The organism is Thalassospira sp. A3_1, assembly GCF_017744215.1.
Classification (GTDB): Bacteria; Pseudomonadota; Alphaproteobacteria; order Rhodospirillales; family Thalassospiraceae; genus Thalassospira; species Thalassospira lucentensis_A.
In genome coordinates this window covers 517,131-539,247 of the sequence record NZ_JAGHQQ010000002.1, presented here as the reverse complement: position 1 = coordinate 539,247, position 22,117 = coordinate 517,131, and the positions used below count along the sequence as shown (strand labels likewise).

21 protein-coding genes are annotated in these 22,117 nt (G+C 54.9%); 10 read left to right on the top strand and 11 right to left on the bottom strand.

Annotated elements, in window-relative coordinates:
- Position 1: 1 nt before the first annotated feature.
- Positions 2-1,516: a glycerol-3-phosphate dehydrogenase gene (gene glpD, locus J7395_RS09490; RefSeq protein ID WP_209221309.1), complete on the top strand. Its 1,515-nt coding sequence runs from the start codon at positions 2-4 to the stop codon at positions 1,514-1,516.
- Between the two features lie 14 nt (positions 1,517-1,530).
- Here the strand turns inward: glpD and J7395_RS09485 are convergent, their stop codons facing one another.
- The 3 genes from J7395_RS09485 to J7395_RS09475 are packed head-to-tail and all read right to left on the bottom strand — an operon-like array spanning position 1,531 to position 4,086.
- The gene (locus tag J7395_RS09485) at positions 1,531-1,893 is read right to left on the bottom strand and encodes a chorismate mutase (protein WP_209221308.1); all 363 of its coding nucleotides are present in this window, start codon (positions 1,891-1,893) and stop codon (positions 1,531-1,533) included.
- A gap of 10 nt (positions 1,894-1,903) precedes the next feature.
- Positions 1,904-3,274, bottom strand: coding sequence for a glutamate--cysteine ligase (locus J7395_RS09480; protein WP_062950611.1), 1,371 nt, complete (start codon positions 3,272-3,274; stop codon positions 1,904-1,906).
- 11 nt (positions 3,275-3,285) lie between these two features.
- Positions 3,286-4,086: a 16S rRNA (uracil(1498)-N(3))-methyltransferase gene (locus J7395_RS09475; RefSeq protein WP_062950612.1), complete on the bottom strand. Its 801-nt coding sequence runs from the start codon at positions 4,084-4,086 to the stop codon at positions 3,286-3,288.
- 104 nt (positions 4,087-4,190) lie between these two features.
- On the opposite strand from J7395_RS09475, the gene ubiA reads away from it, so the two are divergent.
- From ubiA to J7395_RS09460, 3 genes are read left to right on the top strand one after another with little or no spacing between them, the layout of a single operon-like run.
- Positions 4,191-5,087 (top strand): 4-hydroxybenzoate octaprenyltransferase, encoded by an 897-nt coding sequence (gene ubiA, locus J7395_RS09470; RefSeq protein ID WP_247742075.1) that lies wholly within the window; start codon positions 4,191-4,193, stop codon positions 5,085-5,087.
- A gap of 51 nt (positions 5,088-5,138) precedes the next feature.
- Complete coding sequence (locus tag J7395_RS09465) at positions 5,139-6,983, top strand: sodium:proton antiporter (protein ID WP_209221306.1); 1,845 nt, start codon at positions 5,139-5,141, stop codon at positions 6,981-6,983.
- Between the two features lie 37 nt (positions 6,984-7,020).
- Positions 7,021-7,731, top strand: a complete 711-nt coding sequence (locus J7395_RS09460) for a 50S ribosomal protein L11 methyltransferase (protein WP_114111617.1) — start codon at positions 7,021-7,023, stop codon at positions 7,729-7,731.
- Between the two features lie 13 nt (positions 7,732-7,744).
- Here J7395_RS09460 and J7395_RS20880 read toward each other — a convergent pair whose 3' ends face one another.
- The 3 genes from J7395_RS20880 to J7395_RS09435 all read right to left on the bottom strand — a co-directional run bounded on the left by J7395_RS20880 (position 7,745) and on the right by J7395_RS09435 (position 10,903).
- Positions 7,745-9,442, bottom strand: a complete 1,698-nt coding sequence (locus J7395_RS20880; RefSeq protein ID WP_062950628.1) for a PAS domain-containing methyl-accepting chemotaxis protein — start codon at positions 9,440-9,442, stop codon at positions 7,745-7,747.
- A 319-nt stretch (positions 9,443-9,761) separates the two neighbouring features.
- On the bottom strand, positions 9,762-10,517 hold the full coding sequence (locus tag J7395_RS09440) for a hypothetical protein (RefSeq protein WP_209221305.1): 756 nt from the start codon (positions 10,515-10,517) through the stop codon (positions 9,762-9,764).
- Between the two features lie 29 nt (positions 10,518-10,546).
- Positions 10,547-10,903, bottom strand: coding sequence for a hypothetical protein (locus J7395_RS09435; protein WP_007091209.1), 357 nt, complete (start codon positions 10,901-10,903; stop codon positions 10,547-10,549).
- A 262-nt stretch (positions 10,904-11,165) separates the two neighbouring features.
- Here J7395_RS09435 and J7395_RS09430 point away from each other — a divergent pair, with 262 nt between their 5' ends.
- A complete protein-coding gene (locus J7395_RS09430; RefSeq protein ID WP_062950634.1) occupies positions 11,166-11,630 on the top strand; it encodes a hypothetical protein in 465 nt (154 codons plus the stop codon).
- A 168-nt stretch (positions 11,631-11,798) separates the two neighbouring features.
- Positions 11,799-13,325 carry a UbiD family decarboxylase gene (locus J7395_RS09425; RefSeq protein ID WP_062958585.1) on the top strand — a complete coding sequence of 509 codons (1,527 nt, stop codon included), beginning with the start codon at positions 11,799-11,801 and terminating at the stop codon, positions 13,323-13,325.
- On the opposite strand, the gene J7395_RS09420 is transcribed toward J7395_RS09425, so the two are convergent.
- The 3 genes from J7395_RS09420 to J7395_RS09410 all read right to left on the bottom strand — a co-directional run bounded on the left by J7395_RS09420 (position 13,322) and on the right by J7395_RS09410 (position 14,470).
- Positions 13,322-13,612 carry a CcdB family protein gene (locus J7395_RS09420; RefSeq protein WP_209221304.1) on the bottom strand — a complete coding sequence of 97 codons (291 nt, stop codon included), beginning with the start codon at positions 13,610-13,612 and terminating at the stop codon, positions 13,322-13,324. The two genes, J7395_RS09425 and J7395_RS09420, sit on opposite strands and share 4 nt — an antisense overlap.
- Complete coding sequence (locus tag J7395_RS09415) at positions 13,612-13,854, bottom strand: type II toxin-antitoxin system CcdA family antitoxin (RefSeq protein WP_062950642.1); 243 nt, start codon at positions 13,852-13,854, stop codon at positions 13,612-13,614. The genes J7395_RS09420 and J7395_RS09415 overlap by 1 nt, the downstream gene beginning before the upstream one ends.
- A gap of 61 nt (positions 13,855-13,915) precedes the next feature.
- Positions 13,916-14,470 carry a hypothetical protein gene (locus J7395_RS09410; protein ID WP_209221303.1) on the bottom strand — a complete coding sequence of 185 codons (555 nt, stop codon included), beginning with the start codon at positions 14,468-14,470 and terminating at the stop codon, positions 13,916-13,918.
- Positions 14,471-14,710: 240 nt separating this feature from the next.
- Between J7395_RS09410 and J7395_RS09405 the strand changes: the two genes are divergently transcribed.
- Entirely contained in the window at positions 14,711-16,060 is a 1,350-nt protein-coding gene (locus tag J7395_RS09405; protein ID WP_209221302.1) for a TldD/PmbA family protein, read from the top strand.
- Between the two features lie 9 nt (positions 16,061-16,069).
- On the opposite strand, the gene J7395_RS09400 is transcribed toward J7395_RS09405, so the two are convergent.
- Positions 16,070-17,032 (bottom strand): diacylglycerol kinase family protein, encoded by a 963-nt coding sequence (locus tag J7395_RS09400; RefSeq protein WP_097051109.1) that lies wholly within the window; start codon positions 17,030-17,032, stop codon positions 16,070-16,072.
- A 217-nt stretch (positions 17,033-17,249) separates the two neighbouring features.
- On the opposite strand from J7395_RS09400, the gene J7395_RS09395 reads away from it, so the two are divergent.
- Both J7395_RS09395 and J7395_RS09390 read left to right on the top strand, forming a co-directional pair.
- Entirely contained in the window at positions 17,250-18,167 is a 918-nt protein-coding gene (locus J7395_RS09395) for a UDP-2,3-diacylglucosamine diphosphatase (protein WP_007091217.1), read from the top strand.
- Positions 18,164-19,273 carry a glycosyltransferase family 1 protein gene (locus J7395_RS09390; RefSeq protein WP_097051110.1) on the top strand — a complete coding sequence of 370 codons (1,110 nt, stop codon included), beginning with the start codon at positions 18,164-18,166 and terminating at the stop codon, positions 19,271-19,273. The genes J7395_RS09395 and J7395_RS09390 overlap by 4 nt, the downstream gene beginning before the upstream one ends.
- Before the next feature lie 14 nt (positions 19,274-19,287).
- Here J7395_RS09390 and J7395_RS09385 read toward each other — a convergent pair whose 3' ends face one another.
- Positions 19,288-20,121, bottom strand: coding sequence for a hypothetical protein (locus J7395_RS09385; protein ID WP_114111622.1), 834 nt, complete (start codon positions 20,119-20,121; stop codon positions 19,288-19,290).
- A 258-nt stretch (positions 20,122-20,379) separates the two neighbouring features.
- On the opposite strand from J7395_RS09385, the gene J7395_RS09380 reads away from it, so the two are divergent.
- Complete coding sequence (locus J7395_RS09380; RefSeq protein ID WP_209221301.1) at positions 20,380-22,116, top strand: ABC transporter transmembrane domain-containing protein; 1,737 nt, start codon at positions 20,380-20,382, stop codon at positions 22,114-22,116.
- Position 22,117 lies beyond the last annotated feature (1 nt).

Here is a 22,117-nt window from a genome sequence, read left to right as displayed (position 1 = left end):
CGTGTCTGAACATTACGACCTTCTGGTCGTAGGCGGCGGCATCAATGGTGCGGGTATTGCCCGTGATGCCGCCGGTCGCGGTCTGTCCGTCCTTCTGGTCGAACAGCGCGACCTTGCCTCGGCCACATCTTCATCATCGACCAAACTGATCCATGGCGGCCTGCGCTATCTTGAACATTACGAATTCCGGCTGGTGCGTGAAGCCTTGCAGGAACGCGAGGTTCTTCTGGCTGCCGCCCCGCATATCATCTGGCCGCTGACCTTTGTTCTGCCGCACCATAAGGGGCTTCGGCCCAAATGGATGCTGCGTGCCGGACTGTTTCTGTATGACCATCTGGCAAAGCGTAAACGTTTGCCCGCTTCACGTGCCCTGTCCCTGAACGGCACGGACGAGGGCAAACCGCTTCTGGACCAGTTCACCAGCGGCTTTTCCTATTCCGATTGCTGGGTCGATGATGCCAGGCTTGTGGTTTTAAATGCCCTTGATGCGCAGGCACGCGGGGCGATGATCAAAACCCGGACGCGCTGTGCCGCCCTTGTGCGCGGAACGGACGGCTGGACCGCGACACTGCAATCCGAAAACGGCAAGGAAACCAGCATTTCGGCGAGGGCCGTGGTCAATGCCGCAGGCCCGTGGGTGACCGAAATGGTCAACCGTGCCGGGCTTGGCGACAAGGCAGCAGGGTTAAGGCTGGTCAAAGGCAGCCATTTCATCGTGCCGCGCATTCACCCGCATGATCATTGCTATATCTTCCAGAACGGGGATGGTCGCATTGCCTTTGCCATCCCCTATCAGCAGGATTACACCCTGATCGGGACGACGGATGTGCCCTATGACGGTGATCCGGCCGATGTGAAGATCAGCGACGGTGAAATCGATTACCTGCTTGAGCTGGTCAATGGTTATCTGGCGACGCCGTTAACGCGGGCCGATATCGTTTGGGATTATGCCGGTGTCAGGCCGCTTTATGATGACAAGAACAGCAACGCATCGGCGGTGACGCGTGATTATGTGTTCGATCTGGATACCGGGGACGGCGATGCCCCGGCGATCCTGTCGATCTATGGCGGGAAGATCACCACCTATCGCCGGTTGGCCGAACATGCCCTGCAAAAGCTTTGTCCGGTTCTGGGCAATCACGCATCCGACTGGACCGCGACATCGGTTCTGCCGGGCGGGGATATGAGTGATGGCAATTTCGAACGGTTCCTGGCTGGTGTCAGGACAAAGTTCGGCTGGCTGCCCGAACAGATCGCCCATCGCTGGGCACGCTGTTATGGCACACGCCTGTTTGATATTGCACCGGATGCGAAGGCCATTGGTGATCTGGGTCCGGAAGTTGCGCCCAACCTGTTTGAGGCAGAGCTACGGTTCCTGATGACGCAGGAATGGGCCCGGTCAGCCGAGGATGTCCTTTGGCGGCGGACCAAGCTTGGCCTTGGCATGGAAGAAAGCGATATCAACGCTGTTCGGGACTGGTTTGCAAGCAGCGCGGATCAACTTGCCGCACAGTAAGAACCGGCAACCGGTTACTTGCGCAGATCATCCCATTTGACGAATTCGTGGGCGATGAAATCTTCCATCATCGCCCGCCACATCCGTTCGGCCATGTCTTCGTCAAAGCCATCGATGCGGCACTGGGCACGGACCTTGGCGATTACGTCCTCGATCCGGTCTTCGTCACGCACGGCATCGCGGGTCGATTTGATGCGCGCGGCCTGTTCGATATAGTTCAACCGTTCCGCCATCAGTGCCACCAGAAGCCTGTCCACCCGATCCACATTCGCACGGACATCGGACATGGTTTCGCAAGGGTTGGCTTTGGTCGTCATCACGGCAGAACTTTCATCATTCACGAAAAATGAAAAATGGCGGCGATTATTCACCGCCATTTCACAATGTTTAATAGGCATATTCCCGGAACAGCGGATCAACCGATCCGTTCCATTCGGTTTCATATTTGTCGAGGAATTCCTCGGCCAGGGTACGGCCACTTTCGGCGACGTCTTCGAGGCTTTCGAGGAAGTGGCTTTCATCGTCGCCATAGGCATCCATGCGACCACGCGCCTTAAGCCCCTGTTTGGAGACGGCCAGAACGTCCTTGGCGAGGTCCTGAACGGTGCCGTTTTTGAACTTCGTGGCAAGGGCGGTACGCGGCACATCGTCGCGAAGGGCTTCGCGTTCGGCATGGCTGAGATCCTTGACGAGATCCCATGCGGCATCGAGTGCGACATCGTCATACAGCAGGCCAACCCAAAGGGCCGGAAGGGCGCAGATGCGTTTCCACGGGCCGCCATCCGCGCCGCGCATTTCAAGGAATTTCTTGAGGCGCACTTCGGGGAAGGCGGTCGTCATGTGATCCGACCAGTCATTCATCGTCGGGCGTTCACCCGGCAGAACGTCAAGCTTTCCGGCCATGAAATCGCGGAACGATTTGCCTGCGGCATTGATGTATTTGCCATCGCGATAAACGAAATACATCGGCACATCGAGCATGTAATCGACATAACGTTCAAAGCCAAATCCGTCTTCGAACACGAAGGGCAGCATGCCGCAACGGTCCGGGTCGGTATCGGTCCAGACGTGGGATCGCGAAGACAGATAGCCGCTTGGTTTGCCATCCACGAACGGGGATGCGGCAAACAGCGCGGTCGCAACCGGCTGAAGTGCCAGCGACGTTCTGAATTTCTTGATCATGTCGGCTTCGGAGGCGAAATCCAGATTGACCTGAATGGTCGAGGTGCGAAGCATCATGTCCAGGCCAAGATTGCCGACCTTGGGCATATAGTCGCGCATGATCGCGTAGCGCCCCTTGGGCATCCACGGAATATCGTCGCGTTTCCATTTCGGCTGATGGCCGACACCCAGCATTTCGATATCAAGATCACCGCAGATTTCGCGGATTTCATGAAGGTGCTGATGCACTTCGCCACAGGTCTGGTGAATGTTTTTAAGCGGCGCACCGGACAATTCGATCTGCCCGCCCGGTTCAAGCGAGACGGAACAGTTATCCTTGGTGAGCGCAATCACATTGCCGTTTTCAATGATCGGTTCCCAATCAAAGCGTTCGGCAAGTTGTGTCAGAAGGGTCTTTACCCCCCTCTCCCCTTCGTAAGGGATCGGGCGAAGATCGTTACGGGTAAAGGCGAATTTTTCGTGTTCTGTGCCGATGGCCCAGTCTTTTTTCGGTGTACATCCGGACTCGAACCATTCGACAAGCTGACGACGGCTTTCGATGACCGGGCTGTCGCCGGTGGAGGCGCTGACAGTCATAAGGGCTTCCCCTAATCTCTCGTGACCGGAGGTATCGACCAGTCGCCGATGCGATCCTGAAACACGGACAAAGCAGCAATTGCCGCGGTTTCGGCCCGCAAGATGCGCGGACCAAGACTTACAGGCGTTGCAAAAGGCTGTTTGCGGATGCGTTCAATTTCGTCGGCGCTAAAGCCGCCTTCGGGTCCAATCACGATTGCATGGTTAACAACATTGTCGTTGTCGATAGCCGAGCCAGCGCCCTTTGCCAATAGCTGACTTAACACTTCACCAATTGGTGAGCCCGATCCCGTCTCATCACAGAACAGTAAATGCCGGTTTTCCGGCCAGTCTGCGAGCCAATCAAGCAATTTTACCGGTGGGGCAATTTCCGGCACGCTGAGGCGTTCGCATTGCTCGGCGGCTTCGATCACCTGGGCCTGAAGACGGTCAAGGCGGACCTTGTCGGTAATGCCGTGTGCGGTGACAATCGGTTGCAGGGTGCCAACCCCCATTTCGACCGACTTTTCGATCAGAAAATCAAGGCGCTGCTTTTTGATCGGGGCAAAAGCCAGGATCGGGCCGCGTTCGACAATCTGGTCACGTAATTGCCGTTCAGCGGTCACCGTGCCCTTCTTTTTGCGAAGGTGATCGATGGTCGCCAGCCATTCACCATCAAGACCATTAAATATCTTGATTGGCGTTCCGGGCTTGAGGCGCATCACATGTTCAAGGTAATGAGACTGTTCAGGTGCGAGTTCGATCTCGCATCCCGGCGTGATAGGATCGGAAACGAATAGGCGTTGCCGGGCGCGGGTGGCGTCATCTGTCATATATGTCCCCAGGCCGGTTATTCGGCGAAGTTCAGTTTGTTAAAGAGTTACATAGGCCAATTATGTCACAGGTCAACCAACCGATACAGAACACGAAGAACGATATGCCAGCCGATAGCTGGATCGACCGGTTCGCTCCGTTGGCAAGTCGCCCGTACCTTAAACTGGCACGACTTGACCGTCCGATTGGCACATGGCTTCTGCTTTTGCCTTGCTGGTGGTCAACCGCCATGGCAAGTGACGGCGCGCCCAGCCTGTTGATGATGGTTTATTTTGCCATTGGTGCATTGATCATGCGCGGGGCCGGTTGCGTGGTCAACGATCTGGCGGATCGCAATTTTGACGGCAGGGTCGAACGCACGGCAACCCGCCCGATCCCCAGCGGTCAGGTCAGGGTCTGGCAGGCGATGGCGTTTCTGGGGCTGCTGCTTCTGATCGGGCTTGCCGTGCTGGTGCAGTTCCGGATCGAAGCAATCATTGTTGGCATCTGTTCCCTGCCACTTGTCATTACCTATCCGTTCATGAAGCGCATTACCTATTGGCCGCAGGCGGTTCTGGGGCTGACATTCAACTGGGGGGCGCTTGTCGGCTGGGCGGCGGTCACCGGCACCGTCGCACCGGCAGCGGTTGCAATGTATGTTGCAGGCTTCTTCTGGACACTTGGTTACGACACCATATATGCCCATCAGGACAAGGATGACGACATCAAGATCGGGGTAAAGTCGCTTGCCCTTCGGCTTGGCGATGCAACCCCGCGATGGGCCATGGGATTTTATACCGTGACGACCCTTTTTCTGGGTGTTTCGGGTATGCTGGCCGGATTGCACTGGATTTATTTCCCGCTTCTGGCACTGGCGTGTTTGCATCTGGCGTGGCAGGTTGCCACGGTCAAACTTGATGATGCCGCAAACTGCCTGAAACGGTTTAAATCAAACCGTGATTTCGGTTTGATGGTATTGGCGGCCATCATCATTGCCAATCTGGTCGGCACCGGACTTTAGGCCCACATACGGACTGATCCATCTCTCATCTGCACCATTGAAAGGCCGCCCATGATCGCACCACTTGCCCTGATGATTGCCGGACTGATCCTTGCGGGTGTCGGGGCGCAATGGTTTGCATGGCGGGCCGGTATTCCGGCAATCGTGTTGCTGTCCATCGTCGGGCTGCTGCTGGGACCGGGAACCGACCTGATTGATCCGGTCAATGATTTCGGTACACTGTTGCAGCCGCTTGTTGCCGTCGCGGTTGCGGTGATCCTGTTTGAAGGCGGGCTTGCGCTTGATTTCCGGGAACTGACGCATAGTGTCAGCGGCGTGATCCGCCTGACGACGATTGCCCCGCTTGTCGCGTGGCTGCTGGGTGCAGGTGCCGCACATTATCTGGCAGATCTGTCATGGCCGGTGGCGGCCCTGTTTGGCGGGATCATGATCGTGACCGGCCCGACGGTGATTGCGCCGCTGTTGCGTCATGCACGGTTGTCAAAACGCCCGGCGACGCTTCTGAAATGGGAAGGCATCGTTAATGACCCGATCGGGGCGCTGTTTGCCGTACTTGCCTACGAAGTCATTGTCGCCAGCCAGCATGGCAACGGGTTTGGCGCAGCCGTTGGTCATCTGGCACTTAATATCCTGCTGGCAGTCCTGATCGGTCTGGCATTCGGATTGGGGACGGTTCAGATTTTCAAACGCGGCTGGATCCCGGAATTCCTGAAAGCCCCGCTTGTTCTTGGCGTGCTTCTGACCTGCTTTGCGGGGGCCAATGAAATTCAGGAAGAAAGCGGCTTGCTGGCTGTAACGGTGCTGGGCCTGACGATTGGCAATGCCCATCTGATGGCGATTGATGAAATCCGCCGGTTCAAGGAAACCCTGACCGTCATTCTGGTTTCCAGCGTGTTCATCATCCTGACCGCAACGCTTGAATGGTCGATGATTGCCGAACTGACATGGGGTCACGGGCTTTTTGTTCTGGCCATGCTGTTTGTCGTGCGACCGGTTTCGGTGATCGGGTCGCTGGCATTTTCAAAGGTGACCTGGAAAGAGCGGTTACTGGTCGGCTGGATCGCACCGCGCGGGATTGTGGCGGTCGCGGTTTCCGGCCTGTTTGGAGCGGAGCTTGTCGAACTTGGCTATGCCGATGGGGCGCTTTTGATCCCGCTGGCCTTTGCCATGGTGTTTTCGACCGTGGTGCTGCACGGCTTTTCCATCCGGCCCATGGCCCGCCAACTTGATCTGGCCGTTAAAGGCCCACCCGGTGTTCTGATCGTCGGTGCGCATCGCTGGACGATTGATCTTGCCCGGCGTCTTGTCGAGCTCGACATTCCGGTCGTGGTTGCCGATAGCCGCTGGCACAGCATGCGTCTGGCGCGCGAGGCCGGATTGCAGACCTATTACGGGGAAGTGCTTTCGGAAGTTTTCGAACATCACCTTGATACTTCATCGCTTGGCAAGCTGATCGCGACCACGGATAACGATGCCTATAACACGCTGGTCTGTACCGATTTTGCGCCGGAATTTGGCCGTCGCGCCGTTTTCCAGACCGGCATGCACGGATCACCCGAAGACCCGAAACGCCATAGCCAGACACTTGGCGGGCTGCCACTGTTTTCCGAGCCGATGACAACCGACGACATCCGGGAGGATTTCCGGCACGGGGCCGAAATTCGGCAAACCCGTCTGACCGAAGAATTCGGCTGGAGTGATTTTATTGAGGTTCAGGGCGCCGAACCGCCGGTCATTGCCCTTGTCCGCGGGGCGCAGCTTCATATGGGGCCTGACATTCCCAAGGCAAAGCCGCGTGATATCTTGCTGTATCTTGGTCGCAATGCCCAAAACAGCCAGAAGCCCGACGAAAACCCGGATGCGACTTCGCTTGCACCCGGGTCACAAAGCAAGTAAGCCCCGGCAATCAAATTCACCCTGATATGGGCCGATCATGACCGATAATGTTTTCGCCGATGCCTTGGTCCCCGAAGTCGACGATCCGCGTTTTGCCGATCTGATCGATACCTTTACCGTACCGGCACGGGTGCCATTGGCGCCCGAGGTCGAAATGTATCTGGCCACCCATATCACGCCACTTTGGCAGGCGACCGAGGATATTCTTGGCGTGCTGGATATTCCGCCGCCCTATTGGGCGTTTGCATGGCCGGGCGGACAGGCGATTACGCGATACATCCTTGATCATCCGGAATTGGTCCGCGGTAAAAAGGTTCTGGATTTTGCGTGCGGTGGCGGCATGCAGGCGATTGCCTGCGTCATGGCCGGTGCGGACAGCATTCTGGCAAACGACATTGACCCGGTGGCCATTACCGCCACCCGACTGAATGCCAAGCGCAATGGCGTTGCATTTGAAACCACGACCGAAAACTTTGTCGGCACCCAATCGGCAACCCGGCGCTGGGATGTGATTTTTGCCGGTGATGTCTGTTATCAGCAGCAAATGGCCAACGCCGTTCTGCAATGGCTGATGAGCGAGGCACGACTTGGCACGCGTGTGATCCTTGCCGATCCGGGCCGGACATATGCCCCGACACACAATATCGACGAACTTGAAACCTATGACGTGCCGGTGGATGTTGCGGTCGAGGATGTTGAAAACAAATTCACCCGGATCTGGCAGCTTTTGCCAGACCGGGAGAATTAGGGGCGGGATCTATTCAGCTTGCGATCTGTTTGACGCAGTCATTCAGTTCGCTGATGCCGGTGAACACGAACTGGATATTCTTTGAAATATCCTGTGTCACGCTGGTTTGTTCTTCCACTGCCGAAGCCACCGCATTGACGTAATCGCTGACCTCGTTGGCGGATGTTGAAATTTGCTGTGTCGAACTGACGACACGTTTGGTGATGCTCAGCATCGAGCTGATCTGCACTTCGATCTGATCGGTTGCCTTGGCAGTCTGGGTCGCAAGGTTTTTGACTTCCCCCGCAACCACGGCAAAGCCCTTGCCCGCATCGCCGGCGCGTGCGGCTTCGATCGTTGCATTCAGGGCCAGCAGGTTTACCTGTTCAGCCAGATCACGGATGATCTGCACCACGCCAGTCATTGCCTCGGATGTTGTTTCCAGCTCTCCGCGGATTTCATCGGCCATCTGGATTTTTGAAACAATGTCCGTCACGGCGATCTGGGAACGCTGCATGCTTTCGCTGATTTCCTGAATGGCTGACAGCATTTCCTCGGATGCGCTGGCGACGGCTTCGGCACTTGCGCTTGATCCTTCTGCAAGTTCTTCGGCCGTGATACGGGTCTGAACCTGTTTGGTGATGTCGGTGGCATATTTGACCACCTTGAACGGCCGACCGTTCATATCTATCACCGGATTATAGCTGGCCTGAATCCAGATTTCCCTGCCGCCCTTGCCAAAGCGTTTGAATTCCGCGACCTGATATTTCCCCTGTCCAAGGGCTGCCCAGAAATCACGATATTTGTCGCTTTTGGCATATTCCGGATCGACAAACATGCTGTGATGCTTTCCTTTGACCTCCTCGCGGGAATAGCCCATTGCATTCAGGAAATTGTCATTGGCATCAATGATCGTGCCGTCCATTTCAAACGAAATAACCGCCTGCGATTTGCCGATGGCATTGATCTGGCCTGCAAAATCGGCTCTTTGTATTTTTTCGGCTGTGATGTCGGTTGCGTATTTTACAACTTTGAACGGGCGCCCGGACATATCCATGATCGGGTTGTAACTGGCCTGTATCCAGACTTCCTTCCCGTTTTTTCCAAAGCGCTGATATTCGGCCGACATATATTTGCCGTCGCGCAGCCTGGCCCAGAAATCGGCATATTCGCGGCTTTGGGCAAATTCGGGTGAAACAAACATCCGGTGATGTTTGCCCTGCACCTCGGACAACTCGTATCCCATCGCAGAAAGGAAGTTTTCATTGGCCTTCAGGATCGTACCATCCATGGCAAATTCGATCACAGCCTGGGATTTTCCGATGGCATCGACCTGTCCGGCATAATCCGCCGATCTCAGTTTACGATCGGTGATATCTGTTGCAACCTTGAAAACCTTGTAAGGGACACCCCGATGATTAAGCACCGGGTTATAGGTTGCCTGTATCCAGACTTCCTTGCCATTCTTGCCAAATCGCTGGAATTCGGCGGTAAAGAATTTACCCGCACGCAGTTTTTCCCAGAAATCCCTATATTCGGAACTTTGGGCGTATTCTTCATCGACAAACATTTTGTGATGTTTGCCGCGAACTTCTGACAGGTCATAACCCATCAGGTTCAGGAAATTCTGGTTCGCATCCAGTATCTTGCCATCAAGCGTGAACTCGATAGTACCCTGGGATCTTTTGATCGCTTCGACGATATGCGCATCGTCGGACCGCGCACTAAACATTTCATCCTCCCCACGAAATGGTCATTGCTGCAAAACGCAGCAATGCTGGCTGCAGAAAAACTGCGCCAGTTAATCCCCCCAAAGGATCTTTTGATTTTTCCCATTCCGATACCTCTGTTGTACCCCGAGCATCGGAATTGTATTTTCAACGAATACAACCGGATGTTTCTGGTTCACCCAATTGCAGTCATCAAAGTCTTTTTGGCTTCAGGCTGCTTTCCCCCTTGCGAATTGCATTCAAAATAAAAGCAATTTCAAATGGTTACAAAACATGAAAAAGAAAGCAACAACGTAATGGAACGATAGTTCTGATGTGGGATCATTCCACCGGTTTTAAATAGCGGCCGACCAGTTTTTTCCGCATTACAATATTATCAGTCAACCAAAGCACGAAATCGGGATGCATCGGTTGCCCCGCGCGCATTGCGATATGGGCGATCATTTCCCACTGGTTCAGGGACCTGAACCGCCGTTTCGTTGCTGCGATCCCCGCAAGGGCAAAGATATCATTCGCATCAAAAACATGCCCGGCAGTCGACTGATAGCTGCCAATCAGATCAACCGATACCCCGCAATCAAGATGCAGGTTTTTTCCGTCAATCTGCTGGTACCGGTAATGATCGGGAACAGATTCCGTTGCGTGCATATGGGTCAGTTGCACCGCATTCAGCCACGTCACGGCAACCCGTACACGGGTTCCGGGTGACGGGGCCAATGTTGCCGGGATCGCGCCATAGCCGGTCATATGCGCGGAATAGACGATATCGTGATGATCCATCCAGCCAACCGTGACCGGAACCGGGTCCAGATGACGCGGGGCGGCAAATTTTCGCGCCAGCTGAACCGGTGCCCAGTTGGACCCCACCGCCAGAACAGGCATTCGTCCGGCGATGGCATCCTTAATACTGTCGCCCGGAAGGGCCATAACCCCACCATCGACAAACAGGAAGTCATGATCCGGCGCGCTATAGGGATATAAAAACGCGCGCAGGAGATCCTGCGCGCGTGGGTGTTTTTCAATCTGTTCGCGCAAGGAACGATCCGGGATCGCCTGCGCATCAGAAACAGAAAACATCGTCAATCGGTTCCGGTTTTAAGGCCGGTTCAGCCTTCAACGACGCGATAACGGCAATTGCAGTTATCGACGTGCTGCCAAGCCAGTTTCGACCACGCCTTTTCGGCATCCTTGAAGGTCGCAAACGGGCCGTGGCGTTCTTCTTCGCCGCCGACCGGCTTTTCGAAATCGGTGGTTTCGTATTCGCCACCGACAACCCAGTATTCTTCGAGACGTTCGATGCGGTAACGCGAATTGGCGTCGTCAACCGACTGCCAGGCCATCTTGGACCATTCTTTTTCCGCGTCTTCGAAGCTGCCAAACGGACCGACTTTGGTTTCTTCGCCGATCGGCTTGTCAAAACCGGTATCCTGATAGGTGCCCCCGATAACCCAGTACTTGGCCATCTGTGCGTCCTTCATGCTTTGGTGAATGTCGACAGGCCGCACAGGGTGGTGCTGCGCAACCCGGTTTCTTGCCCCTGTATAACCAAATCCGTCTGCAACCGACACCACCAATTTGGTCAATATTGCCATTCAGTCGACGCATAGACGACCAGAAGGCGACAATTTTCCTTTTTATTCTGACTGTTCGCTCTGCCGGATCGCCGCTTTGGACGGCAGATATCCCAAATGATTTGGTGGGCACAAAGAGCAAAAGGAAAACAAAATGAACATAACACATATCAAGCGTGCCGGTCTTGCTGGCGTTATTTCGATCACCGCGGCCCTGTCTGCCTGCGGAACACCATCGGCGACCCCGGATATTGATGTTCAAAGTGACGACATGGAAGAAGCCACCGCGACGGTTGTTGCGTCGGGATACAGCCCGTTAACCGGCACCGCATTGGTCAATACGATCAATGATCAGACCTTTTCCTATCGTGACGAGGGCAAGGAAACCAATGTGAATGTCACCTATTTCCAGAATGGCATGGCATCAATCACCTGGATTGACGAGGACGGTGATCGCGGTATGCGCGAAAAACTCTGGACCATCGAACAGGGGCAATATCTGTGCCTTTGGGGCCAGGATGAGGAAGATGATTGCATGTCCGTCCTGACCAAGGCGGGGCAGCTGGCAACCATCGATAATGATGGAAACGTCGCCTATTACACCAATCGTTCCTCGTAATTTTCCGGTCTGGCATCCACTCCCTTTGCCTCCCGGAAGGGAGTGGATGCTGGACATCGCGTCTGCACCGTATTAATTCGTGAAACAACAGATTTATTGTTGGCACGGTTTGTTGCTGGCTAGGCTATTGCCAGCTTTGACCGACCGATTTCACAGATTGCGGTGCCCATGCCCTATCAATCCCTTCGCGACTTCATCGACGAGCTTGAAAAGACAGACCGTCTGGTCCGGGTTAGCGAACCGGTTTCCCCCTATCTTGAGATGACGGAAATTCAGACACGCCTTCTGGCCGAAGGTGGCCCGGCGGTCCTGTTTGAAAATGTCATTGGCGAAGATGGCCAGAAATACGACATGCCGGTTCTGGTGAACCTTTTTGGCACCGTGGACCGCGTGGCGGCCGGCATGAACCGCAAGCCCGAAGAATTGCGCGAAGTCGGCGAGACGCTGGCGTTTCTCAAACAGCCCGAACCACCCGGAAGCCTCAAGGAAGCATTTTCAATGCTGCCGCTGGCCAAGACCGTGATGGCGATGAAGCCCAAAACGGTTTCCAAGGCCCCGTGTCAGGAAATCGTCCTTGAAGGCGATGACATTGACCTTTCAAAATTGCCGATCCAGTCATGCTGGCCGGGGGAACCGGCACCGTTGATCACATGGCCGCTGGTTGTGACCCAAGGCCCGACCGCCAACGAAAAGGGCGGTGACAAACGCGATGTGTTCAATCTTGGTATCTATCGCATGCAGGTTCTGGGCAAGAACAAGGCGATCATGCGCTGGCTGAAACATCGTGGCGGGGCGCAGCATCATGCGCGCTGGAAAAAGGAAAAGCGCGATCCGTTACCTGCCGCCATCGTGCTTGGTGCCGATCCGGGTACGATCCTTGCCGCGGTGACCCCGGTTCCCGATACGCTTTCGGAATATCAGTTTGCCGGATTGCTGCGCGGGGAAAAGGTCGAGCTGGTTGATTGCAAGACCGTTCCGCTGAAAGTCCCGGCGACGGCGGAAATCATTCTGGAAGGCTATGTGTCGCTGGATGAATATGCGCCCGAGGGGCCGTATGGCGACCATACCGGATATTATAACTCGGTCGAGGAATTCCCGGTATTCACCCTGACCGCGATTACCATGCGCAAAAAGCCGATCTATCTGTCGACCTTTACCGGCCGCCCGCCAGATGAGCCATCGGTCCTTGGCGAGGCATTGAACGATGTTTTCGTGCCGCTATTGCAGCAGCAATTCCCCGAAATCGTCGATTTCTGGCTGCCGCCCGAAGGATGTTCGTATCGCATCGCGGTCGTATCGATGAAGAAGGCCTATCCGGGGCATGCCAAGCGCGTGATGATGGGTGTGTGGTCGTTCCTGCGGCAATTCATGTATACGAAATTTGTTATTGTCGTGGATGACGATATTGATGTGCGCGACTGGAAAGACGTGATGTGGGCGATTTCAACCCGCATGGACCCGGTGCGCGACATCACCACCGTGACCGAAACACCGATCGATTATCTTGATTTCGCATCGCCCGAAAGCGGCCTTGGCGGCAAGCTTGGCCTTGACGCGACCAACAAGCTGCCCCCCGAAACCCATCGGGAATGGGGCGAAAAGATTTTCATGGAAGACGAGATTATTGATCGGGTTGATGCCAAATGGGACCGGTACGGATTGCCGGGATCGGGCAAGAAAATCTGGCGGGATTAAATTCCCTGAAACACCATGTCCAGTGCGTCGGTGAGAGCAAATTTTTCAGAAAACTCACCGACCACCTCTCCGAGTTCGGCAACCGCGACTGTCGCCATGAACTGCGGAAGCAAAACCCATCGGGTATCGCCAATCAGGATGACCGGGTTCAAACGCCCGATTGGTTTTGGTATTTCCGAATGCGGACGAAGCGGTACAACCACACGCGTGGTCATATCGGCAAGAAGATCGGCCTGCACATCCACAACATATCCGTTGGCGAATTTATGAATGTCATAACGTGCCATCAGAATTTTCGATGCGATGCCAGTGGAATACCGTGCGTTTCAACATAGTCATTGCTGGCCTGTATCGCCGCACTGTTTTCCTTTTTCCAGATTTCGGCCTGTCGTTTCGTGACAGCGTCTCTTAGTCCGGCCTCGGCACTACGTGAAATATTGATTCCAAGCTGCTTTGCCGTTTCCAGAAGTTCGGAATCAAGACTGACATTGGTCGCCTTGCGGGTATGTTTGTTCGTAACAGCGCCCATAATTCCGCCCATCATCCATGTGCATCACATGTGCGCATTATATCACGCATAGTCTCTTGCCTCAATTCCGGAAGAACATCCAGTGTTCGCCGCTTTCGCCCGGCTTTTCCGACCAGAAGAATTGCGGCGCATCGCACATGAAATCATCGACCCGCACGGCGATATTGCAAAGGTCGCCATTGCCAATGACATCGCGCATATATTCGGGATCGTTGACCTGCCAGCTCATGACCGGCGGGGCGGTTTTATCGTCAATGCAAAGGGCGTATTGTTCCGATTGCACAAAAGGGATTTGTTTGAATTCGGAATGTAGTTCACCATTGTGCCTGGTAACCATCAGGACATCGAAGAAGGGTCCTTCGGGATTGTCACGATCCACCCAGCCGACGATCTGGTCATTGACATCGTCAGAGGTAAAATCCCCGACAAGAACCTGATGACGGTTTTGCGCGGCATATTGTCCAGCCTGAATGCGCATTTCGCGATAAAGATCATTGGCCGTTACCGGTGCCGCCGCCATATCGTTTGGTGCCGCAGTTTCGGCTTCTTGCGCATCAGCTTGCAACATCGTCAGGGAAGTGCCCAGAAGCAGTGTTGCCACAAACAGGTTTCGCACGTGTGTTTCCCGTCATTTTTTACAGGTTTCCGGTTTTTCCCGGTTCGGATTTCAGGTCATAATAGCAACTTGCGAAGAAAAAATGACCAAAGATCGGCTTTCGCTCAATGGTTCATTCAAATGTGCGTCAGACGGTATCTGGTTGGGTCTTTCAGGCGATTGCCTCTTCTTGCCCTTTGCGAAAAGCGATCAGCCTGCCTATAACCATAGGAAACCACATTCCGATCAAAGGGAGCTTCCATGCCCAAAACCGACATGACACTCGATCGCATCACCGACCTGCTGGCGCGTGCAAAAAAGGCGGGTGCCGACGATGCGGATGCCGTTTATGTCGAAGGCACGTCACTTTCGGTATCGCAGCGACTGGGCAAGATGGAGAAGCTTGAACGATCCGAAGGTGCCGATCTTGGCCTGCGTGTTCTGATCGGCAAGCAGCAGGCAGTTGTGTCGTCATCCGACACCAGCGAAAGCGCATTGAAAGAACTGGTCGAGCGCGCCGTCGCCATGGCGAAAAACGCCCCCGAGGACCCGTTCTGCGGCATTGCCGACCCATCCGAACTGGCCGAAACATTTGACGTCGAGGCACTTGAGCTTTGCGAGCCGGGTGAAGTCAGCCAGGAAAAGCTGATTGCATGGGCCACCGCCTGTGAAGAAGCCGCAAGGTCGGTTGAAGGCATCACCAATTCCGAGGGCGCAGATGCAGGCTGGGGAACCCATCAGATCACGCTTGCCGCGACCAACGGCTTTGCCAATTCCTATGCCGGCAGCGGCAGCCACATTTCCGTATCCGTCCTTGCCGGAACCGGCACCGGCATGGAACGCGATTATGACTATGACAGTGCGGTCTTTTCGACCGATCTGCGCGATCCGGTCGATATCGGCCTTAAGGCCGCCGAAAAGACCCTGAAACGTTTGAACCCGCGCAAGGTCAAAAGCACGCAGGTCCCGGTAATCTATGATCCACGCGTTTCCGCATCCCTCGTTGGGCATCTGGCAGGTGCAATCAACGGATCGGGCATTGCGCGCGGCACCAGTTTCCTTCTGGATGCCATGGGCAAGGAAATCTTTGCGCCGGGGATCAACATCATTGACAATCCGCACCGCAAACGTGGCCTGCGTTCCAAACCGTTTGACGCCGAAGGTGTTGCCAACGAAAAGCGCCATCTGATTGAAAATGGCGTTCTGAAAACCTGGATCATGGATTTGCGGTCCGCCCGCCAGCTTGGCCTGAAATCAACCGGCAACGCATCGCGCGGTGCCGGAAGCCTGCCGGGACCGTCGACCACCAACCTTTACATGGAACCGGGCACCATATCGCCCGCCGACATGATCAAGGACATCAAACAGGGCCTTTACATCACCGAGATGATCGGCAGCAGCGTCAACGGTGTGACCGGCGATTATTCGCGGGGTGCATCGGGCTTCTGGATCGAAAATGGTGAACTGGCTTATCCGGTTTCCGAAATCACGGTTGCCGGTAACCTTAAGGACATGTTCAAAACGGCCGTACCGGCCAATGACCTGACCTTTAAATACGGCACCAATGCCCCGACAATCCGGATTGATGGCATGACGCTGGCCGGGCAATAAGCCCGAAAATCAATCTGCGGCGATTTGCAACAGGGGTGTGTTTGGCGCATCCCTGTTTTCGTTTTGGCGGCCATTGCATTGGTCGGCATAGGCCTGAGGCACCATAACCCGAACCGGATAGGGCGACAGGCTGATTTCACATGGCAGCTTGCCGGCACTTTCGCCGTCAATCTGCAAGGGTGCCGGGCCGCAGTGGCTGGTGATGGTCAGTCGTTCGGTCTGTACGACCGATACATCGGTTTGCGCGTGCAAGCGGTTCAGGGTCAAAGCAATCCCGTATCGCGCCAACGCCATAAAGCCGCTTCCGGGCATCAGCACAACATCAAGGCTGTTATCGGTCAGTTTGGCATCAGGTGAAATAACGAACGCCCCGCCGTAATGCTTGGCATGTGTCGCAACCACACCGGCGACGCGATATTGTTCGCGCCCGATATTAACCTCGAAATCGCGGTGATGCGGAAAGATGATATTCCGGAGCCCTTCGATAACATATGCCCCCTTGCCGATCAGTCTTTTAAGTTTTAGCGACACGTTTGCGACGGTATCGGCATCCGCGCCCATGCCGACCATCAAAAAGAACGCACGGCCATTGACCAGACCGGGCCGCACCCAGACCTGGGCCGGGTTATTGATGTAATCGGCAATTGCCTGCGCGCGGATTTCAAGCCCGACCTCGACCGCCAGAACATTGGCCGTTCCCAGCGGAATGATGCCAAGCGGCGGGACTTCGTGGCCTTCGATCTGCGCATCCAGCAAACCGTTCAGGGCCTCGTTCAGCGACCCATCCCCGCCGGCAACAAAAAGCCGTTGATGGGCACGAACCTTGCGCGCCAGTTCACGGGCATGGCCGGGATGGGTTGTCTGTAACAATTCAACCTTTATGCCAGCCTTCTGTAAAATGCTTGAAAGGAAACGCTGTTTGTTTCCGCCTGCACGCGGATTGAAGATGACCGTTACCCCGTCATGGGTCATTGCGAAAAACTTTCGAAATAAAAATGAAACATTACTTTCGCGTTCCCTTTATACAAAATGAAATATGTAACAGGATATTGACAGAACCGATAAATTTATATGAACGGGTTATATATTCGCGCCATTTGTTTTAAACAATTACTGGTTGGGGACAGTATCCGGCATGTAAAACCGTCGGATTCCAGCCGTCCTTATGGCAGGATACGGAGGAGCGGCAATGACAGCGATGACGCTGCAACCGCATTACCGCACGGTCTGGATTTCAGACGTCCATCTCGGAACACGTGGATGTCAGGCAGATCTTCTTTTGGATTTCCTCAATGAAGTAACGGCAGATACCTATTATCTGGTTGGCGATATCATTGACGGCTGGCGGCTTAAGAAAAGCTGGTACTGGCCCGAAAGCCACCATGCCGTGATCACCACAATCATGGACAAGGCCAAAAATGGTGCGAAGGTCATCTTTGTGCCCGGCAACCATGATGAATTCGCCCGCGAGTTTGTCGACATGACCTTCGGGCATGTCGAAGTCAAGATGAACGACATTCACGAGACGGCAGATGGCAGAAAGCTTCTGATCATTCATGGCGACGAGTTTGATGGTGTCGTCAAATATGCCAAGTGGCTCGCCTATCTTGGGGATACGGCCTACAACCTCGCGATTGTCCTGAACCGTTACTACAACGGCATTCGCCGCCGATTGGGTTACGGATACTGGTCGCTATCGGCCTATCTTAAAAACCGGGTCAAGAACGCGGTCCAGTTCGTCTGCAATTTCGAAAATGCCGTCGCGCACGAAGCCGCCAAACGCAAGGTGGATGGCGTGGTTTGCGGCCATATCCATCACGCCGAAAAGCGGATGATTGGCGATGTGCTGTATTGCAATGACGGCGACTGGGTCGAAAGCTGCACCGCGCTTGTCGAAGACAAGACCGGAAAACTTGAACTGCTTTACTGGGCGGATATGCGCCAGATGGCGATGACACATTCCCAACCCGGCCGCGATGCTGCCAGTGCGCCGTCCCTTGGACTTGGCAAGCTGATGTCGCTGTTCCGGATTGCCGGGGAAAGTACCCGCACCGCGTCCCGCAGTTCAAAAAAGAACAGCGGCACGCCGATTGGAAAGACCGCATGAGAATATTGATCGTATCCGATGCCTGGTACCCCCAGGTAAATGGAGTAGTGCGCACCCTTGAAACCGTGCGCAACGAACTGGGCGAGATGGGGCACGATGTCCATATCATCTCGCCCGATCAATTCCGGACGATCCCCTGCCCTACCTATCCGGAAATCAGACTGGCGCTGTTTGCCAAACGCAAGCTTGCCCGGATGATTGATGCCCTGCAGCCGGTTGCCATCCATATCGCAACCGAAGGCCCGCTGGGTCAGGCGGCACGCGCCTATTGCCTGAAACGCGAATTGCCGTTTTCATCGGCCTATCACACCCGGTTCCCGGAATATCTGCATGCGCGGACGCGCCTGCCGCTTTCGATTTCCTATCGCGGGATGCGGCGGTTCCATAACAAATCACAATCGGTCATGGTGGCCACGGAAACGCTTCGCGAAGAACTGGCGGATCGCGGTTTTAACAAGCTGAATATCTGGTCACGCGGTGTCGATCTTAACCTGTTCAAGCCGCGACCGGATGCAAGTTTCGGGGATTTCCCCAAACCGCACTGGCTGTTTGTTGGCCGGGTGGCGGTTGAAAAGAATATCGGACATTTTCTGGATCTTGACCTGCCGGGGACAAAATTCGTTGTCGGTGACGGGCCGCAACTGACGGAACTGAAATCGAAATATCCGAATGCGCAGTTCCTTGGCAAAAAAATCGGCGAGGAATTGGCAATCGCCTTTGCGTCAGCCGATGTTTTTGTCTTCCCGAGCAAAACCGATACCTTTGGCCTTGTTATCCTTGAGGCCCTGGCATCGGGAACCCCGGTTGCGGTATTCCCGGTTCAGGGACCAGCCGATATCGTGCGCGGAACAAAAGCAGGCGCCATTGACGCCGACCTTCGCGAAGCCGCCATGGCAGCCCTTGAGCTTGACGGTAAAGACGCCCGTGCATTGGCGGAACAATATAGCTGGCGCAATTCAGCCAACCAGTTCCTGCACAATCTGGCACCGTTTTCGGGCGGATTTGACGGGGCTGCGGCAAAACGTCTGACTGTTGAAGACATCACCGAGGTGAAAGCATCGGTGGAACCGGCAATCGCCATGCCCGTGGAACAACCGGCGCAGTAATCTGCGCCGGTGTTTTATTTGGCGACTAGGGAAACGTCCTGTGAGGCGTCTTTCCCGCGCAGGCTTCGACGCAGAACGCCATATGCCAGCATCGCATTGATCGCATCCGTCCCGAGCCAGCGACGGAAAGGTTTCAGTGCGATGTAAACCGGTCGAATAACCCGCACGATATGAGACAGCGGTTTCATTTGCGGCGCGGTCATGCCGGTTACCACGAGATATGCCCGCCATCCGGCACGCAAAAGATCAGGACGACGTTTGAAGCCGCGCTGGATGGAAAACAGAAACAGAAGGACATCGCGCGCCTGCGCATCGGGCAATGGCATGCGTTTGTTGGGATCTTCTTCGAAATCGATGAAGCCGATCCTGCCATCATCACGGATGGTCATGTTGCGCAGAAGGGGCGCGCCATGGGTAAAGCCGCTGATGTGCAAATCGGCCAAGGCGGCCCCGGCCTTGGCAATCAGTTCGGCAACACGGTCTTCATCACCGGCCTTTACCGCATCGCTGATGACGGTTTGCAAAATGGCCCCGTTATCCCCGATTGCAATCCAGTTATCTGTGACCGCCAGAAGATCGGGAACCAGAACCCCCGCCTTCGTCAAGGCATGAATGATTTCAGCCTCGCTCGCCAGACCGGTCTTGCCGCCGGGCGATACGGTCGGGCGCAACATCGGTATCCGCGTCAGGGTCGCGATCAACCGCTGCAGGCGATGCCAGCCCTTTTCCTTTGGTGGAACGGCCTGCTTGACCCAGATACGGCGCCCGGCCCAACGCAGCGGAAAAACACGTGCGCCCACACCTTGCGCAATCGTCTGTTCCACAAACACGTGGAGTTGCTCTGTCATTTTTTTATCTTATATGTCGTTTTTCGTGGCCTGCTTTCCGGCAGGCCCTATTAGTATCAGTCAAGTCAAGTTGCTGCGGCTTGCCGCACCTGCCCGGGCATGCTAGCAACAGCCCGGAAAGATTAAGACATTCATGATGCTTACTCCATATAGATAGTGTCAGGCTGACACAATCGGAAATGGCGTCGCACGACCGGGAAGAATTCATTGCCAAAGCATTCGCTAGATCGCACGACAGAACATTGGAACACATTGCCAATGATCAAACGCATCGTTAAGGATGCGGTTGCCCCCTATTTCGGCAAGATTGTTCTGGCTTTGGTTTGCATGGCGCTTATGGCGGCGGCGACCGGCGGCTATGCCTATCTGATGGACCCGGTGATTAACGAGGTCTTCGTCAAAAAGAACCCGGCGATGCTGGTTCCTGTTGGGGTTGCCGTCCTTGCAGCCTTCGCGCTGAAAGGCTTTGCCAATTACGGGCAATCGGTTCTGATGAGCTATGTCGGCGGCCGTATTCTTGCCGATATTCAGAACAAGCTTTACGAGCATGTCATCCGGCTTGATATCGGCTTTTTCCACAGCACCAACACCGGCAAACTGATCACGCGCTTTACCAGTGATATCACCGCAATGCGTGCGGCCGTTTCCGTATCGCTGACCGGTTTTGGCAAGGACTTTCTGACCGCCGTCGTTCTGATTGGCGTCATGTTCTATCAGGATTGGCAGCTTGCCATCATTGCCTTTACCGTTTTTCCCGCCGCCATCCTGCCAATTGCCCGTCTGGGTCGGCGGATGCGCAAGGTTTCGGCCAATACGCAACAGCAGATCGGTGAATTTGCGACCCTTCTGGAACAGACGTTTCAGGGTGTCCGTCATGTCAAAGCCTATGGCATGGAACCCTATGAATGTTCACGGATGGAAAAGCTTGTCGAAACGGTTTTCGATCTGAGCTTCAAGGCCCAGAAAGTCAGCGCACGTTCGTCCCCCATCATGGAAACACTCGGCGGGGCCGCGATCACGACCATCATCATCTATGGCGGTAGCCGCGTCATTGACGGGGCAAGCGACCCGGGCAGTTTCTTTTCGTTCATCACCGCCCTGTTGCTGGCATATGAACCGGTCAAGCGCCTTGCCAATATCAATATCAACCTGCAGGCCGGTCTTGCGGCATCCCAGCGCGTGTTTACGGTTCTTGATATCGAACCGGAAATTCGCGATGCCGATGATGCCAAAACGCTTGAGGTCAAGGGCGGCGCCATTCATTTCAAGGATGTCGCGTTTTCCTATAACGATGAAACGACGGCATTACACGATATCAGCCTTGATATCGAAGCCGGTCAGACGATCGCGCTTGTCGGGCCCTCGGGTGCCGGTAAATCGACGATCTTGAACCTGATCCCGCGATTTTACGACATCAATGCAGGTGCGATCACCATTGACGGTCAGGATATCCGCGATGTGACACTGGAAAGCCTGCGTTCGGCAACCGCACTGGTCAGTCAGGAAATCACGCTGTTTGATGATACGGTCCGGTCCAACATTGCCTATGGCCGGTTTGGTGCGACCGACGCCGAAATCGAGGAAGCCGCCCGCCACGCGGCAGCGCATGATTTCATCCTGCAGCTTGAAAACGGTTATGACACCATTGTCGGAGAACATGGTGTGAAGCTTTCGGGTGGGCAGCGCCAGCGTATTGCGATTGCGCGGGCAATGTTGAAAAATGCCCCGATCCTGCTTCTGGACGAGGCGACGTCGGCCCTTGATACGGAATCGGAACGCCATATTCAGGGTGCCCTGACCGAACTTATGAAGGGTCGCACAACGCTTGTTATTGCGCATCGCCTGTCGACAATTATTGATGCTGACAAGATTTGCGTTATTCAGAACGGACGCGTCACGGAACAGGGACGTCATGAAGAATTGCTTGCACTGGGAGGGGCTTACGCCAATCTCTATAATCTGCAATTCTCGGAAGAAACCGAAAATCAGGCCTAAA